This window comes from Pseudomonas typographi (assembly GCF_014694385.1).
GTDB classification, from domain to species: domain Bacteria; phylum Pseudomonadota; class Gammaproteobacteria; order Pseudomonadales; family Pseudomonadaceae; genus Aquipseudomonas; species Aquipseudomonas typographi.
In genome coordinates this window covers 1-12,735 of record NZ_JAAOCA010000019.1, presented here as the reverse complement: position 1 = coordinate 12,735, position 12,735 = coordinate 1, and the positions used below count along the sequence as shown (strand labels likewise).

Here is a 12,735-nt window from a genome sequence, read left to right as displayed (position 1 = left end):
CAAGGCCACTCGCCCGGCCCGCTGGCCGGCTACGGCTGGCCGAGCTGCGCCAGTTTCGCCTTGATCCCTTGCGCGGTTTGCTCGCCCAGCAATTGCGCGCGCACCTTACCCTGGGTGTCGATCAGGTAGGTGACCGGCAAACCCTCATTGTTGGGCAGGTCGAAGCGCGGCGCGGGGTCGTCCACCAGCACCCGGTAACGGATGCCCAAGCTGGCAATGGCCTGGCGCAGCTCGTCGCCTTTGAGGTTGTCGAAGTTCACCCCCAGCACCTGTACGGGTTGGCCCTTGAGCTGTTCGGCCAAGGCGTTGAGCTGCGGCACCTCGGTGCGGCAGGGGCCACACCAGTCGGCCCAATAGTTGAGTACCAGCCACTGCCCTTTGAGTTGCGCGGCGGTGACCGCCTGGCCGTTTTGGTCCTGGCCGTAGTCGGCACCGCAGCCGGCCAGCCACAGCGCAGCCGATAGCAACAGGGGCAGGTAAAAACGTTTTTGCACAGGCCGGTTCCTCGTCATCGCTGTTTCGCCGGGTAGAATAGCCCCCTATCCATGACCCAGGCGAGCCCCTATGCCATCCCTGACCCTTTACCATAATCCCCGCTGCTCAAAATCCCGCGGCGCCTTGGAACTGCTTGAAGCCCGTGGCCTGGCCGCAACCGTGGTGCGCTACCTGGAAACCCCGCCCGATGCGGCCACCTTGCAAGCACTGCTCGGCAAGTTGGGTATCACTGCCCGTGAACTGCTGCGCACCGGCGAGGACGAATACAAGGCGCTGAACCTGGCAGCCCCAGGGTTGAGCGAGCAAGCACTGATCGAGGCGATGGTCGCCCACCCCAAACTGATCGAGCGGCCGATTTTGGTCAATGGCGATAAGGCCGTGATCGGCCGGCCGCCGGAGAAAATCTTGGAGATCCTGCCTTGACTGAGCCGTACATCCTTGTGCTGTATTACAGCCGCCATGGCGCTACCTCAGAGATGGCCCGGCACATCGCCCGTGGGGTCGAGCAGGGCGGGCTTGAGGCCCGCCTGCGCACCGTACCGGCGGTGTCAGCCGACTGCGAAGCCAGCGCCCCCAGCGTACCGCAGGCGGGCGCCGTGTATGCAAGCGTGGAAGACCTGGCCCATTGCGCAGGCCTGGCCCTGGGCAGCCCGACCCGCTTCGGCAACATGGCGGCACCGCTGAAGTACTTTCTCGATGGCACCAGCAACCTGTGGCTGAGCGGCGCACTGGTGAACAAGCCGGCGGGGGTGTTCACCTCCACCGCCAGCTTGCATGGCGGGCAAGAAACCACGCTGCTATCGATGATGTTGCCCCTGCTGCACCACGGCATGCTCATCACCGGCCTGCCCTACAGCGAACAAGCACTGCTCGATACGCGCGGCGGCGGCACGCCGTACGGCCCCAGCCACCACGCCGGCAGCGACGGCAAGCGCGCCCTGGACGAGCACGAGATCGCCTTGTGCCGTGCCCTCGGGCTGCGCTTGGCGACCACCGCCAGCCAGTTGGGGGCGCGCTGATGCACGACTATGCCTGGTTGCAGGCGTTCGCCCTGAACCGCTTCGGCTCCCTCGCCGCGCTGCAAGCCCAATTGCCGCAACCGCGCAGCCGTGACGCCCTGCGCGCCCTCCCCGACGACCGTTATTTGTCCACCATCACGTTGCGGATATTCCGCGCCGGGCTCAAGCACAGCTTGGTCGATGCCAAATGGCCGGCATTCGAAGAGGTGTTCTTTGGCTTCGACCCGCGCAAAGTAGTGCTGATGGGGGCCGAGCACCTGGAAAGGTTAACCCAGGACAAGCGGCTGATCCGCCACCTCGGCAAACTCAAGAGCGTGCCGCGCAATGCGCAGATGATTCTCGACGCGGCCCAGGAGCGCGGCAGCTTTGGCGCGCTGGTGGCCGAGTGGCCCGCCAGCGACATCACCGGGCTGTGGCGCTACCTGGTCAAGCACGGCAACCAATTGGGCGGCCTGTCGGCGCCGCGCTGCCTGCGCATGCTGGGCAAAGACACCTTCATCCTCACCGACGACGTGGTCGCCGCGCTGGTCGCGCAAGGTATCGTGAGCAAACGGCCCACCAGCCAACGCGACGTGGCGGTGGTGCAAGAAGCCTTCAACATCTGGCAAGAGCAGAGCGGCCGGCCGCTTTGCCAGTTATCGGTGATGCTCGCCCATACCGTTAACCATTGAGCCCTTGTTAATGGGCCAGGCCCGGTGTCGCCCGGCGCATCAGCCATTGCCCGTATGGCACCGGCTCTTGCCGGGCCGGCAGCGCATCGAGGGTGAGGCACCAACTGCCGCATGCGCCCTGCAGGTCGATTTCGGCCGCCAAGTCGATGTGAGCAAAGCCCAGCCGTTCATGCAGGGCGATGTGCCCTTCGCCCGCCAACGGCAAGGTCACGTACAACGCCAGGTAGCCTTGCTCGCTCAGTTGTTCGGCCAATTGCCGATAGAGCGCGGTGGCCACCGCCGCCTGATGTTCCCCCGGCGCGGCGTGCACGGCCACGTCCACCGACCAGCGAAAGCCCGCCGCGGCACGATGCGCCCTGGCATAGGCAAAACCCACCAATTGCTCGTTGCGCTGTGCCACCAAAAACGGATACCGGCCCAAGGTAGCGCCGATCAACCCGGCGGCATCCAACCCTTGCCCCAAGGGTGCATCTGCCAGGTATGCCAGGGCACCGCCGGGGTGCTGATAAAGCTGATACACCGCCTCGCCGTCATCGGCGCGCGCTGTTCTGATCAGTGAAAACGCCATACCTACGTAATTCCGGAATAAAGTCCCAATGCGAAGAGTCCATCGCGGTTGACCACCTGACGCGTCCGGCGCAAGTGTGGATTCACTCTGCCCGAGTGTGGATCCAACTACCGTTCAAAATCAATAGCGAACGGATCTAAGGCACTGACCCACATCAAAAGTGCCCATCGCCCGGCGTCGCGCTTCGCCAGGCTGCATGCGCTGTGACGGCCGTCACGTTATGGCGCCCCCGGCAAGCCCGCATCGATGGCCTGGTTTAATCCTCCAAAGGGCCACGAACAGCGCTGCGCAATGAACCGGCGCGACCACAAACAGCGCCTGAGCGGCGGGTGGTGGCTGCAGCGCGCAACAACACACGGTGATAGCACTTGTGGCGCGTGCGATAGCGCGCCAAGATCAGCCGGTGCGCTGTGAGCCGCAACCTGATGCCGAACGTAATCGCCCGGCACCGCGTATAGCTTGCGCCCCCAAAAAACACCGCCCCAATAAGGAGCTGCCCATGCAGTCTAAATTCATTCTCGGCCACGCCGAAGTGACCCGCATCCTCGCCGCCGCCCGCGCCGAAGCCCTCGCCAACCAATGGGCAGTCAGCATCGCGGTGGTTGACGACGGCGGTCACCCACTGGGCCTGGAACGCCTGGACGGCGCCACGGCCAGCAGCGCCTACATTGCCTACGAAAAAGCCCGCACCTCGGCCCTGGGCCGCCGCGAATCTGGCCTGTACGAGCAGGTGGTCAATGGCGGGCGCACGGCGTTTCTTTCAGCCCCGAACCTTACCCCGCTCGAAGGCGGCGTGCCGGTGGTGCATGCTGGCCAGGTGATAGGTGCGGTGGGCGTGTCCGGGGTGAAGTCCGAGCAAGACGCGCAGGTGGCACGGGCGGGCGCCACCTGCGTAGGTTGATACCGCTGGTCTACACGGGCTGGCCGGGCCATGCGCAACTAATGGCATGGTGCTACTGTCCATAATGATGTTAATACAATATCACTTGACCGCTGTGGCAGGAGAGGAGTCACACATGGCCCGGGGAGCGCCCACACCCTTCAACGAAGCACAACGCCTGGGCCGGGTCGCCGACCTGTGCTTGCTCGACCCCGAACCGGACCCGGTGCTGGACCAACTGGTGAGCACCGTAAGCCTGCATTTCAACGTGCCGATTGCGCTGGTTTCGATCGTCGGCGAACACCGCCAATGGTTTCGTGCCGGCACCGGCTTATGCCAACAGGGCACCGCACGGGACATTTCGTTTTGCGCGCACGCCATTCTCAGCGGCGATGTGATGCAAGTGTGCGATGCACAGCTGGACGACCGCTTTCGCGAAAACCCGCTGGTCACCGGCGCACCGAACATCCGCTTTTATGCCGCGGCGCCGCTGACCACCGAGGACGGTTTAGGGTTGGGCAGTTTATGCATCATCGACACCCAGCCCCGGCCGCGGCTTTCAGCGCACGACGCGCAGATGTTGCGGCATTTCGCCCAACTGGCGATGCTACGCCTGTCGGGGCTGCGCCACGCCAGTTACCTGGATGGCCCTACCGGGTTGTTCAACCGCCTGCGCCTGGAGCAAGACATCACCGCCGTATTGCCCGCTGGCGACCATTGCCTGGCGGTGGTCGATATGCTTTCGCCAAGTTTTCTCAACGATATCGTCAAGGCCCTGGGTTACAGTTTCTCTCAAGAGCTGGTGGGTGTGATGCATGGGGCCCTCAAGGCCCACCTGCCGGCGCACACCACGCTCTATAAGGTCAGCCCCACCCGCTTCGGTTTTTTGCTGCCGCCCCATGTGCGGGAAAGCCCCGAAGTGATCTTCCAGCGCTTGGTCAGCGCCTTCGAAGCGCCGTTGCTATGCCGCAACATTCCTATCCAGCCGCAGGCCGGGGTCGGCGCAATTCGCCTGCAATTGGGCGACGACGTCGAAAAGGACTGGTTGCGCCTGGTGGTCAGTGCCGCCGATGAAGCCCGCGCCAAAGGCACCGGCTGGCGCTGGTACGAGCCCCACCTGGACCTTGCCCAGCAGCGGGCGTTCCTGCTGCTGGGGTCGCTGGCCGAGGCCGTTCGCACCGCCAACCAACTGCACTTGGTGTATCAGCCACGCATCGAAGTGGCCACCGGCCGGGTCGTCACCGTCGAAGCATTGCTGCGCTGGCAACACCCGGTACTGGGCCCGGTGAGCCCGACCGAATTCGTGCCTTTGGCAGAGAAAACCGCGTTGATTCGCCCTCTGAGCCTCTGGGTGCTGCGCGAGGCGGTGCAACAGGCCGCACGTTGGCAACGGCAGGGCCACCGCTTCAAGGTGGCGATCAATGTATCGGCCCCGGACCTGGGCAGCCCCGCCTTCATCGACCTGTTGCTCGACTTGCTGGCGCAGCATCAGGTCGAGCCGAAGGGCTTCGAGGTCGAGTTCACCGAGAGTGCCCTGTCGGATAACCCGAGCATGGTCCGCGCCCAGCTTGAACGGTTGCGCGCGATTGGCATGGACGTGGCCATCGATGACTTCGGCAGTGGCTATAGCAACTGGGCTTACCTGCGCGAGCTTCCAGCGACCACAGTTAAGCTGGACCGTTCGCTGGTACAAAATGCCGCCCATGACATCAAAGACCACCGCCTGATCGAGGCCATCGTTGACCTGGCCCGGCGCGTGGGCTACCGGGTAGTGGCCGAAGGGATAGAAACCGAGCAGGTTTACCAAGCGATGTGCGAAATGGGTTGCCAGGAAGCGCAGGGCTTCCTGCTGGCCCGGCCGATGAACACCACGCTGCTGGAACGCTGGCTACAACACGAGCGCCCAGGTGTGACCCGGTACCTGCGTGCGCTGAACCGCTGATTCAGCGCAGCGTGGGCCCTGCCGCCCGCCAATATTGGCCCTTGGCAACCAAACGCGTAGCGCTGTACAGCAACGACTCCAGGGCAAAGGGTTTGGCTAAGAACGGGCCCACCGGGTGGCGGTCCCTATCTCCGGCGTAGCCCGACATCGTCAGCACCGGAATGTGCGGCCACCACTGGGCGACAAAGTGGCCCAGCTCCAGGCCGTCCATCTCGCCAGGCATGCGCACGTCGGTGACCAGCAGGTTTACCTCCCCGGGGTGGTCCTGGAGAAAATGCATCGCTTCATTGGCATCGTTGACGCCGGTGACCACGAACCCTTCCTCCCGAAAGGCTTCGCATACCACGCAGTTGAGCAGAATTTCGTCTTCCACCACCAGCACGTGCAGCGCCCCACCGTCGCTGTGCAACTTCAAGTTCAACATGGTGCCCTCGCAAAGCCTTTTGCATGCCAACCAAATAGAACAGCCGGTGGCGATAAAAGTCCGCCGGGGCGACCGCCGAACGACCAACTGCGCTAAATATTCACGCGCGAGGGTAGCAGTTTGTATCCAAGCCATGACCGTTCACGCCAGCCAATTGAAATTCGATTGAATTTGTGACGCACGGCACGCTCCGTTAAAGCGTGTGATCGTTAACAGACCTATCGAGACTGCTGCAGATGCCTAATCCGAAGCTTTTTGTCATCGACTACCAACTCCACGGCTCGCCGAAGAGCTTCGTGTTGCGCCATGACCACATGGACAATGCTGAAGCCTGGCATTGGGCAAGTTGTGACGCGGGCATTGGCCACATCGCCCGCAACCGCCACGACAAGATCAAGAAAACCTCCAAACCCATGGCGGAGAAGTACGGCATCACCCAGGTGACCTGGCGCGAGGCGGGCGCATCGCCCTTGCAAGGCGATCGCCTGGCCGATGCACCGGCCTCCTGAGAGGGCGTGACGCGCAACGGGAATCGCTCATCGAAGCAAAGACCGCGGCATCGGCCCTTCACCCTCGTGGTGTTAGCCATTAAGATGCCGCAAGCGTTTTCGATGACGAGGAATATAAGTTGATCATCCACCCCAAGGTTCGCGGTTTTATCTGCACCACCACGCACCCGCTCGGCTGCGAGCGCAACGTGCTCGAACAGATCGAGGCCACCCGCGCCTTAGGCGTGCGCACCGACGGGCCGAAGAAAGTCCTAGTGATCGGGGCCTCCAGCGGCTACGGCCTGGCGGCACGCATCACCGCCGCCTTCGGCTATAAGGCCGACACTTTGGGGGTTTTTTTCGAAAAAGCCGGCACTGATACCAAGCCTGGCAGTGCCGGTTGGTACAACGCCGCCGCCTTCGATAAATATGCCAAGCGCGAGGGCCTTTATAGCAAGGCCATCAATGGTGACGCCTTCTCCAACGCGGCACGCGAGCAGGTCATCGAGCTGATCAAGAACGACATGGGCGGCCAGGTAGACCTGGTGGTCTATTCGCTGGCTTCTCCGGTGCGCAAACTACCGGACACCGGCGAGCTCAAGCGCTCAGCCCTCAAGCCCATCGGCCAAACCTACACCGCTACCGCCATCGACACCAACAAAGACACCATCATCCAGGCCTCGGTCGAGCCTGCCAGCGAGCAGGAAATCCAAGACACCATCGCGGTGATGGGCGGCCAAGACTGGCAACTGTGGATCGACGCCCTGGCCAAGGCGGGCGTGCTGGCCAAAGGTGCGCGTACCGTAGCCTTCAGCTACATCGGCACGTCAATCACCTGGCCGATCTACTGGGACGGCGCGTTGGGCAAAGCCAAAGCCGACCTGGATGCCACTGCCTTGCGCTTGAACGAGCAATTGAAAGCGAACGGCGGCGGCGCCGCGGTTGCGGTGCTCAAGTCGGTGGTCACCCAGGCCAGCGCGGCGATCCCGGTGATGCCGCTGTACATCGCCATGGTCTACAAGATCATGAAAGAAAAAGGCCTGCACGAAGGCACCATCGAGCAACTTAACCGCCTGTTCCGTGAGCGCCTTTACCCCGAAGGCGGCGCCCCTGTCGAAACCGACGAGCAAGGCCGCCTGCGCCTGGACGACTGGGAACTGCGTGACGACGTACAAAGCGCCTGCAAAGACCTGTGGCCACAAGTGACCACCGAGAACCTGTTCGCCATCACCGACTACGCCGGCTACAAGCACGAGTTCCTTAAGCTGTTCGGCTTCGAGCGCAAGGACGTGGACTACGACGCTGATGTCGCCACCGAGGTGCGGTTCGATTGCATAGCGCTAGTGCCCTAAAACGTCAGCGTGCCCGCGAGGTTGGCGGCATCCTGTTGACCGTCCCTGTTGCTGCCGGGCCACGTTGCCCGGCAGCAACATTCATGGGCCAGTGATTGGGCGGAATTGCGCGACACCCTGTCACGTTGCCGCTGAATGGGCCGAGCGTGGCAGGCCGAACACCGCATCGAACGCCCAGTTGAATGCGTAGGTGTAAACCAGAAAGAAGGCCAGCAAGCCTAGGTCCAGCCATAGCGCCTCCAGCAGGCTGATACCCAACCACCAGGCGAACATCGGCACCAGAACCACCACCAGGCCGCCCTCGAAACCCAGCGCATGCAACAGCCGCCGGGTGACAGTGCGCCGGCGCGAGCGTTGGCGGGCTTCCCAGGCTTCGAACAAGCTGTTCCAGCCCAGGTTCCAGGCGATGGCCACCACCGATGCCAACACCGCGGCAGCTCCCGCATGGCCCAGGTCATGGCCGAGCCAGCCGATGGCAACACTGTTGAACGCGATGGCGATGCCCTCGTAAAGGCTCACATACACCACCTTGCGCTTGACCCCTTGCATTGCAGTACTCCAAGCAGAAAACAGCCGGTACAATGCCGCCGTTGAGCTGATAATAAAAGTCAGCTTCCTTCAGTTTTATTGATAGGTACGCCATGGCCTTTACCAGCGAAAGCGTGCGGGTGTTCCTGGCAGTGCTAGACCACGGGTCGTTTTCGGCCGCCGCTCGCCACCTGCGCCGCGTGCCCTCGGCAATCAGCATGGCCGTCGGCCACCTGGAGGCCGAACTCGGCTTGCAACTGTTCGTGCGCAGCGGCCGCGAAACCCTGCCCACCGCAGCGGCCCTGGCGCTGGAGAACCAGGCCCGGCAATTGGCCCGGCAATTGGCGCAACTGCAGGCCCATGCCTTGCAACTGCACCAGGGCCTGGAGAAACGCCTCGCCATTGCCATCGCCCCCGAGCTGGTGTCCGCCGCCTGGAATGCGCCGTTGGCGCAGCTTGCCGAGGAATTTCCGGCGCTGGAGGTAGAGGTGCGCAGCGCCCCCCAGGCCGATGCCTTGGCCATGCTGCATGGCGCCCAAGTGCAACTGGCGATCGTGTTCGAACGGCCCGGCATGGACGAGCGCGAAGATTTCCAGGAGCTGTCAAGCGAAACCTTGGTGGCGGTGATCGCACCACGGCACCCGATGTTGCAGGCATGCAAAGGGCTGCTATGCGGCGATGATTTGGCCAGCATCCGCCAGATCGTGGTGGCCAGCCAGCGGGCCGAGAGCGCCGCACCGCGAGTACTGCTGTCGCGCCAGCACTGGCTAACCGATAACTACCTGGCCACCCTGAGCTTGGTGCAGGCCGGGCTCGGCTGGGCTTACCTGCCACAAACCCTGGTGCGCCCGCTGGTGGCCGACGGCACTTTGCAGGTGATCGCCTTCGAGAACATGAGCAACCAGCTTAACCTGTGGGTTGATGTGGTGTGGTCCAAGGAACACCCGCTGGGCATTGGGGCGCAGCGCTACTTGGCGCTGCTGCGTAGCGCATCGGGTTCATTGCACCGGTAGAAAGTTCATGAACAGCAGGCTTTGCGCATAGTTAAGGCCGATACGCCGGTAGCGCTCATCCAGCATTTGCGCGAGCAAGTCCAAACGCGCGGTGATTTTGCCGAACTCAGTGGCAAAACTGAGGTTGCTGCCCGCTTCGGAGATTTCGTTGGAAAACAGCAGCGGCGCGCCATTGTTACCTTGGCGCTGGCTGAGCATCCAAGTGGCCTTTTCGATGTTGCGCGCGGCATTATTGACGAAGCGCGGGTCAATGGCATCGGTGATGTAGAACTGTAGGCGGTTGCCGTGGGCGGTGACGATCATGCTGCCGATGGCATAGGTGAACGCGCCGACCCTATCACCCAGAAACGCCGGGCCCAGTGAATAGCTCAGGGCAGCCAGGTCTTTGCGCCCGCCCAATTGCGGCAGCGGCTGTTGCAGCTCAATAGCTTGGCGCACTTGCCGTTCGGCCGTAGTGGCATCGATAAAGCCGGATTTACGCAGTTGCGCGGGGTTGCGCCGGTACAGCTTGTCCATCAGCAGGTACAGGCTCGCCAAATTATCCTGCATGGTTAAGGTAGCCATGCGATCGACGCTGGTTTGGAAAAATTCCTGGGGCCGGGTGCTGCCCAGTTGCTGCATCATGTCCTGGCCCTGCTGGCGGGTGCAGCCGGCCAGCGCGAGGAGCGCAGAAAAAACCACATAAGCAGGGCGAGGCAACGGCATTGGGCGGCAAGCTAGCTGGAAAAAGGCCCTGCATAGAGCTTAAAAGTGCCCGAAAGTGCCCTTGTCGCTCAGCGGCGCGGTGGTTGCTGCCGGCGGCGATCGTCTTCGGTAGGGATTGGCACCGGATGCAGCGGAGGCGGAATCAGCCCCAACGCCACGCCCAGATCATGTAACCAGTTGAACAGATTTGTCTTCATAAAGCCCCCCTCGGGGTCAACTGCGCGGCCGTGAAACCAACTGCCGCCTTAACTGCAATCATAGTCCCTAGCCAATGGAAACACACTTCAATAGATGCGGCCGTTCAGCGCACATTCAACTGCACGCAGCCCCAGCACGACCGACGGCGGGCCCGAAGCATAGAGCCCGGCCGCCGCAGCAGCTGCGTGGATGAAGAACTGCCCCGTAAAACCTATGTCGGCCAACGGGGCACGAACTTTAAGCCGAGGCTACTCAGCGCTTTTTCAGCGGCGCCAGGCCATCGGCACTGGCCAGGGGCTTGGCGGCCGGCTTACGTTTAGCCGGCGCCTTGGCGGCGGTTTTTTTCTCGACCTTTTTCTTTTTGCTGCCAGCGGCCTTGCCCGACGCCTTGACTTTCTTCGGGCCGCTATAGCTGCCCTGGAGCGTTTTGATCACGCGGCGTTCGAACTGCTGCTTGAGGTAGCGTTCGATGCTCGACATGCGGTTCCAGTCGCCGTGGCAGATCAGCGAAATCGCCAACCCTTCACCACCGGCACGGCCTGTGCGCCCCACACGGTGTACGTACTCATCGCCACTGTGCGGCAGGTCGAAGTTGATGACCAAGTCCAGCCCGTCGATATCCAGGCCGCGGGCCGCCACGTCGGTCGCCACCAAGATTTTGGCGCCGCCCTGCTTGAGCCGCTCGATGGCGAACTTACGGTCTTTCTGGTCCTTGTCGCCATGGAGCACGAACGCTTTGTGCTCCAGTGCCACCAGATGCCCGTATACGCGGTCGGCCATTGCCCGGGTGTTGGTAAACACGATCGCCTTGCGGTACGTTTCGTTGGCCAGCAGCCACTGCACCAACTGCTCCTTGTGCGCCGAATGGTCGGCGGTGATGATTTGCTGGCGGGTATTGGCGCTGAGCTCGGCGACGTTGTTGACCATCAAGTGCAGCGGGTCTTTCAGCACTTTGCCGATGATCTCGCGCAGCGCCGCGCCGCCGGTGGTGGCCGAGAACAGCAAGGTTTGCTGGCGGCCGGCGCATTCGCCGCACAGGCGCTCGACGTCCTCGGCAAAGCCCATGTCGAGCATGCGGTCGGCTTCATCGAGCACCAGCACTTCGACGGCATTCAGCGCCAGGTGCCCGGCATTGAGGTGCTCGAGCAGCCTGCCAGGGGTGCCGACCAGTATGTCCGGCGCCTTGCGCAGCATGGCCGCTTGCACTTTGAAATCTTCACCGCCGGTGATCAGGGCCGCCTTGATAAAGGTGAACTGGGCAAAACGCTCCACTTGCTTGAGGGTTTGCTGCGCCAGCTCCCGCGTGGGCAGCAAGATCAAGGCGCGAATATTCGCCCGGGGCTGCGCCGGGCCGATCAGGCGGTGGAGCAATGGCAGCACGAAGGCGGCCGTTTTGCCGCTGCCGGTTTGCGCGGTCACCCGCAAATCGCGCCCGGCCAGCGCCGGTGGTATCGCTTCGACCTGCACGGGCGTAGGCTCGGTAAATTTGAGCTCGGCCACGGCTTTGAGCAGGCGTTCGTGCAGGTCGAATTGGGAAAACACAGGAAGCAACCTCGGAAACGGGGAAAAACGGCCGTATAGGTTAACCGAGGCACACGCCACAAGCCACACGCGCCATCAAGCCGGCGGGGCGCCGGCTGATGCGGGGCGCCCCGTGCAGCCAGCGCCACGGGGCGCCTAGCGCTGGTAAAAGCGCCGTGGCACGCCCCACAGAATCAGCCCCACAGCCAGCACCGACACACCGCACAGCAAGTACAGCGCCGGCGCGGTCACCCCGGTGAGGTCGCGCACCCGGCCTATCAGGTAGGGGGCGATAACGCCGCCGAGCTGGCCCACGGAGTTGATCAGCGCGATGCCGGCCGCCGCCGCCATGCCGGTTAAAAAGCGCGGCGGTAAGGTCCAGAAAATCGGCATCCAAGCGATGATACCAGCCATGATCAAGCTCATGCCCACCATCAAGGGCAGCAACTGCCCCGGCATCAAGGCACACACCCCATACCCCAACGCGGTGAGGCTGGCGCACGCCGCCATGTGCCAGCGCCGCTCACCGCGCCGGTCGGAGCTCACGCCCATGGCCAGGTTGAACAACACCGCCACGATGTACGGCACCATCGACAGCAGGCCGATATTGAGCGGGTTGTCGATCCCGGCACCTTTGATCAACTGTGGCATCCAGAACAATAGGCCGGTCAAGGCCATCACCAAAAACAGGTAGATGGCCGACATCACCCAAGTCACCGGCTGGCCCAGCACTGCCTTCAGGCCTTGCCCCTGCGCATCGGGCCCCTGCGCGGCGCGATCCTCGTGCATGCGTTGGCGCATCAAGGCTTTTTCTTCAGGGTTAAGCCAGCGCGCGTCTTCGATTCGGTCGGCCACCAGCCAGAACACGACGCCGCCGAGCACGATCGACGGCAGCCCCTCGAGCAAAAACAACCATTGCCAGCCCCTGAGC

The 12,735-nt window shown here is 63.0% G+C and carries 16 protein-coding genes; 8 read left to right on the top strand and 8 right to left on the bottom strand.

All coding sequences use genetic code 11. The annotated features are described in order from the left end of the window. Window positions 1–29 precede the first annotated feature (29 nt). Complete coding sequence (locus tag HAQ05_RS15545; RefSeq protein ID WP_338050236.1) at window positions 30–494, bottom strand: TlpA family protein disulfide reductase; 465 nt, start codon at window positions 492–494, stop codon at window positions 30–32. A gap of 70 nt (window positions 495–564) precedes the next feature. Here HAQ05_RS15545 and arsC point away from each other — a divergent pair, with 70 nt between their 5' ends. Genes arsC through HAQ05_RS15530 form a run of 3 tightly spaced genes read left to right on the top strand, consistent with a single transcriptional unit; the run spans window position 565 to window position 2,185 of the window. Continuing rightward, window positions 565–918, top strand: a complete 354-nt coding sequence (gene arsC / locus HAQ05_RS15540; protein ID WP_190422163.1) for an arsenate reductase (glutaredoxin) — start codon at window positions 565–567, stop codon at window positions 916–918. Further along, window positions 915–1,514, top strand: a complete 600-nt coding sequence (wrbA, locus tag HAQ05_RS15535; protein WP_190422161.1) for an NAD(P)H:quinone oxidoreductase — start codon at window positions 915–917, stop codon at window positions 1,512–1,514. The genes arsC and wrbA overlap by 4 nt, the downstream gene beginning before the upstream one ends. Further along, window positions 1,514–2,185 (top strand): DNA-3-methyladenine glycosylase I, encoded by a 672-nt coding sequence (locus HAQ05_RS15530; RefSeq protein WP_190422159.1) that lies wholly within the window; start codon window positions 1,514–1,516, stop codon window positions 2,183–2,185. The genes wrbA and HAQ05_RS15530 overlap by 1 nt, the downstream gene beginning before the upstream one ends. 7 nt (window positions 2,186–2,192) lie before the next feature. Here HAQ05_RS15530 and HAQ05_RS15525 read toward each other — a convergent pair whose 3' ends face one another. Further along, a complete protein-coding gene (locus HAQ05_RS15525) occupies window positions 2,193–2,753 on the bottom strand; it encodes a GNAT family N-acetyltransferase (protein WP_190422157.1) in 561 nt (186 codons plus the stop codon). A 499-nt stretch (window positions 2,754–3,252) separates the two neighbouring features. On the opposite strand from HAQ05_RS15525, the gene HAQ05_RS15520 reads away from it, so the two are divergent. Together HAQ05_RS15520 and HAQ05_RS15515 are read left to right on the top strand one after the other, a co-directional pair. After that, complete coding sequence (locus HAQ05_RS15520) at window positions 3,253–3,654, top strand: GlcG/HbpS family heme-binding protein (RefSeq protein WP_190422155.1); 402 nt, start codon at window positions 3,253–3,255, stop codon at window positions 3,652–3,654. Between the two features lie 115 nt (window positions 3,655–3,769). Beyond that, window positions 3,770–5,575 (top strand): sensor domain-containing phosphodiesterase, encoded by a 1,806-nt coding sequence (locus tag HAQ05_RS15515; protein WP_190422154.1) that lies wholly within the window; start codon window positions 3,770–3,772, stop codon window positions 5,573–5,575. A 1-nt stretch (window position 5,576) separates the two neighbouring features. On the opposite strand, the gene HAQ05_RS15510 is transcribed toward HAQ05_RS15515, so the two are convergent. Beyond that, on the bottom strand, window positions 5,577–5,999 hold the full coding sequence (locus HAQ05_RS15510; protein ID WP_190422153.1) for a response regulator: 423 nt from the start codon (window positions 5,997–5,999) through the stop codon (window positions 5,577–5,579). 236 nt (window positions 6,000–6,235) lie between these two features. Here HAQ05_RS15510 and HAQ05_RS15505 point away from each other — a divergent pair, with 236 nt between their 5' ends. Both HAQ05_RS15505 and fabV read left to right on the top strand, forming a co-directional pair. Then, complete coding sequence (locus HAQ05_RS15505; protein WP_190422152.1) at window positions 6,236–6,508, top strand: DUF6555 family protein; 273 nt, start codon at window positions 6,236–6,238, stop codon at window positions 6,506–6,508. Between the two features lie 119 nt (window positions 6,509–6,627). Then, entirely contained in the window at window positions 6,628–7,839 is a 1,212-nt protein-coding gene (gene fabV, locus HAQ05_RS15500; protein WP_190422151.1) for an enoyl-ACP reductase FabV, read from the top strand. Between the two features lie 120 nt (window positions 7,840–7,959). On the opposite strand, the gene HAQ05_RS15495 is transcribed toward fabV, so the two are convergent. Further along, complete coding sequence (locus HAQ05_RS15495; RefSeq protein ID WP_190422150.1) at window positions 7,960–8,388, bottom strand: PACE efflux transporter; 429 nt, start codon at window positions 8,386–8,388, stop codon at window positions 7,960–7,962. A 92-nt stretch (window positions 8,389–8,480) separates the two neighbouring features. On the opposite strand from HAQ05_RS15495, the gene HAQ05_RS15490 reads away from it, so the two are divergent. Then, window positions 8,481–9,380, top strand: a complete 900-nt coding sequence (locus HAQ05_RS15490) for a LysR family transcriptional regulator (protein WP_190422149.1) — start codon at window positions 8,481–8,483, stop codon at window positions 9,378–9,380. Here the strand turns inward: HAQ05_RS15490 and HAQ05_RS15485 are convergent. The 4 genes from HAQ05_RS15485 to HAQ05_RS15475 all read right to left on the bottom strand — a co-directional run. After that, a complete protein-coding gene (locus HAQ05_RS15485) occupies window positions 9,366–10,085 on the bottom strand; it encodes a hypothetical protein (protein WP_190422147.1) in 720 nt (239 codons plus the stop codon). The genes HAQ05_RS15490 and HAQ05_RS15485 overlap by 15 nt on opposite strands. A 68-nt stretch (window positions 10,086–10,153) precedes the next feature. Further along, on the bottom strand, window positions 10,154–10,282 hold the full coding sequence (locus HAQ05_RS29160) for a PA1414 family protein (RefSeq protein ID WP_338050235.1): 129 nt from the start codon (window positions 10,280–10,282) through the stop codon (window positions 10,154–10,156). 253 nt (window positions 10,283–10,535) lie between these two features. After that, the gene (locus HAQ05_RS15480; RefSeq protein WP_190422145.1) at window positions 10,536–11,825 is read right to left on the bottom strand and encodes a DEAD/DEAH box helicase; all 1,290 of its coding nucleotides are present in this window, start codon (window positions 11,823–11,825) and stop codon (window positions 10,536–10,538) included. 135 nt (window positions 11,826–11,960) lie between these two features. Next, window positions 11,961–12,735: MFS transporter (locus tag HAQ05_RS15475; RefSeq protein WP_190422143.1), on the bottom strand; the 775-nt coding region annotated here is incomplete at its 5' end.

Bases quoted from the DNA above. Each gene is read 5' to 3' on its own strand.
- arsC (WP_190422163.1), top strand. From the start codon at position 565: ATGCCATCCCTGACCCTTTACCATAATCCCCGCTGCTCAAAATCCCGC.
- HAQ05_RS15530 (WP_190422159.1), top strand. From the start codon at position 1,514: ATGCACGACTATGCCTGGTTGCAGGCGTTCGCCCTGAACCGCTTCGGC.
- HAQ05_RS15525 (WP_190422157.1), bottom strand. From the start codon at position 2,753: ATGGCGTTTTCACTGATCAGAACAGCGCGCGCCGATGACGGCGAGGCG.
- HAQ05_RS15520 (WP_190422155.1), top strand. From the start codon at position 3,253: ATGCAGTCTAAATTCATTCTCGGCCACGCCGAAGTGACCCGCATCCTC.
- HAQ05_RS15515 (WP_190422154.1), top strand. From the start codon at position 3,770: ATGGCCCGGGGAGCGCCCACACCCTTCAACGAAGCACAACGCCTGGGC.
- HAQ05_RS15510 (WP_190422153.1), bottom strand. From the start codon at position 5,999: ATGTTGAACTTGAAGTTGCACAGCGACGGTGGGGCGCTGCACGTGCTG.
- HAQ05_RS15505 (WP_190422152.1), top strand. From the start codon at position 6,236: ATGCCTAATCCGAAGCTTTTTGTCATCGACTACCAACTCCACGGCTCG.
- HAQ05_RS15495 (WP_190422150.1), bottom strand. From the start codon at position 8,388: ATGCAAGGGGTCAAGCGCAAGGTGGTGTATGTGAGCCTTTACGAGGGC.
- HAQ05_RS15490 (WP_190422149.1), top strand. From the start codon at position 8,481: ATGGCCTTTACCAGCGAAAGCGTGCGGGTGTTCCTGGCAGTGCTAGAC.
- HAQ05_RS15485 (WP_190422147.1), bottom strand. From the start codon at position 10,085: ATGCCGTTGCCTCGCCCTGCTTATGTGGTTTTTTCTGCGCTCCTCGCG.
- HAQ05_RS29160 (WP_338050235.1), bottom strand. From the start codon at position 10,282: ATGAAGACAAATCTGTTCAACTGGTTACATGATCTGGGCGTGGCGTTG.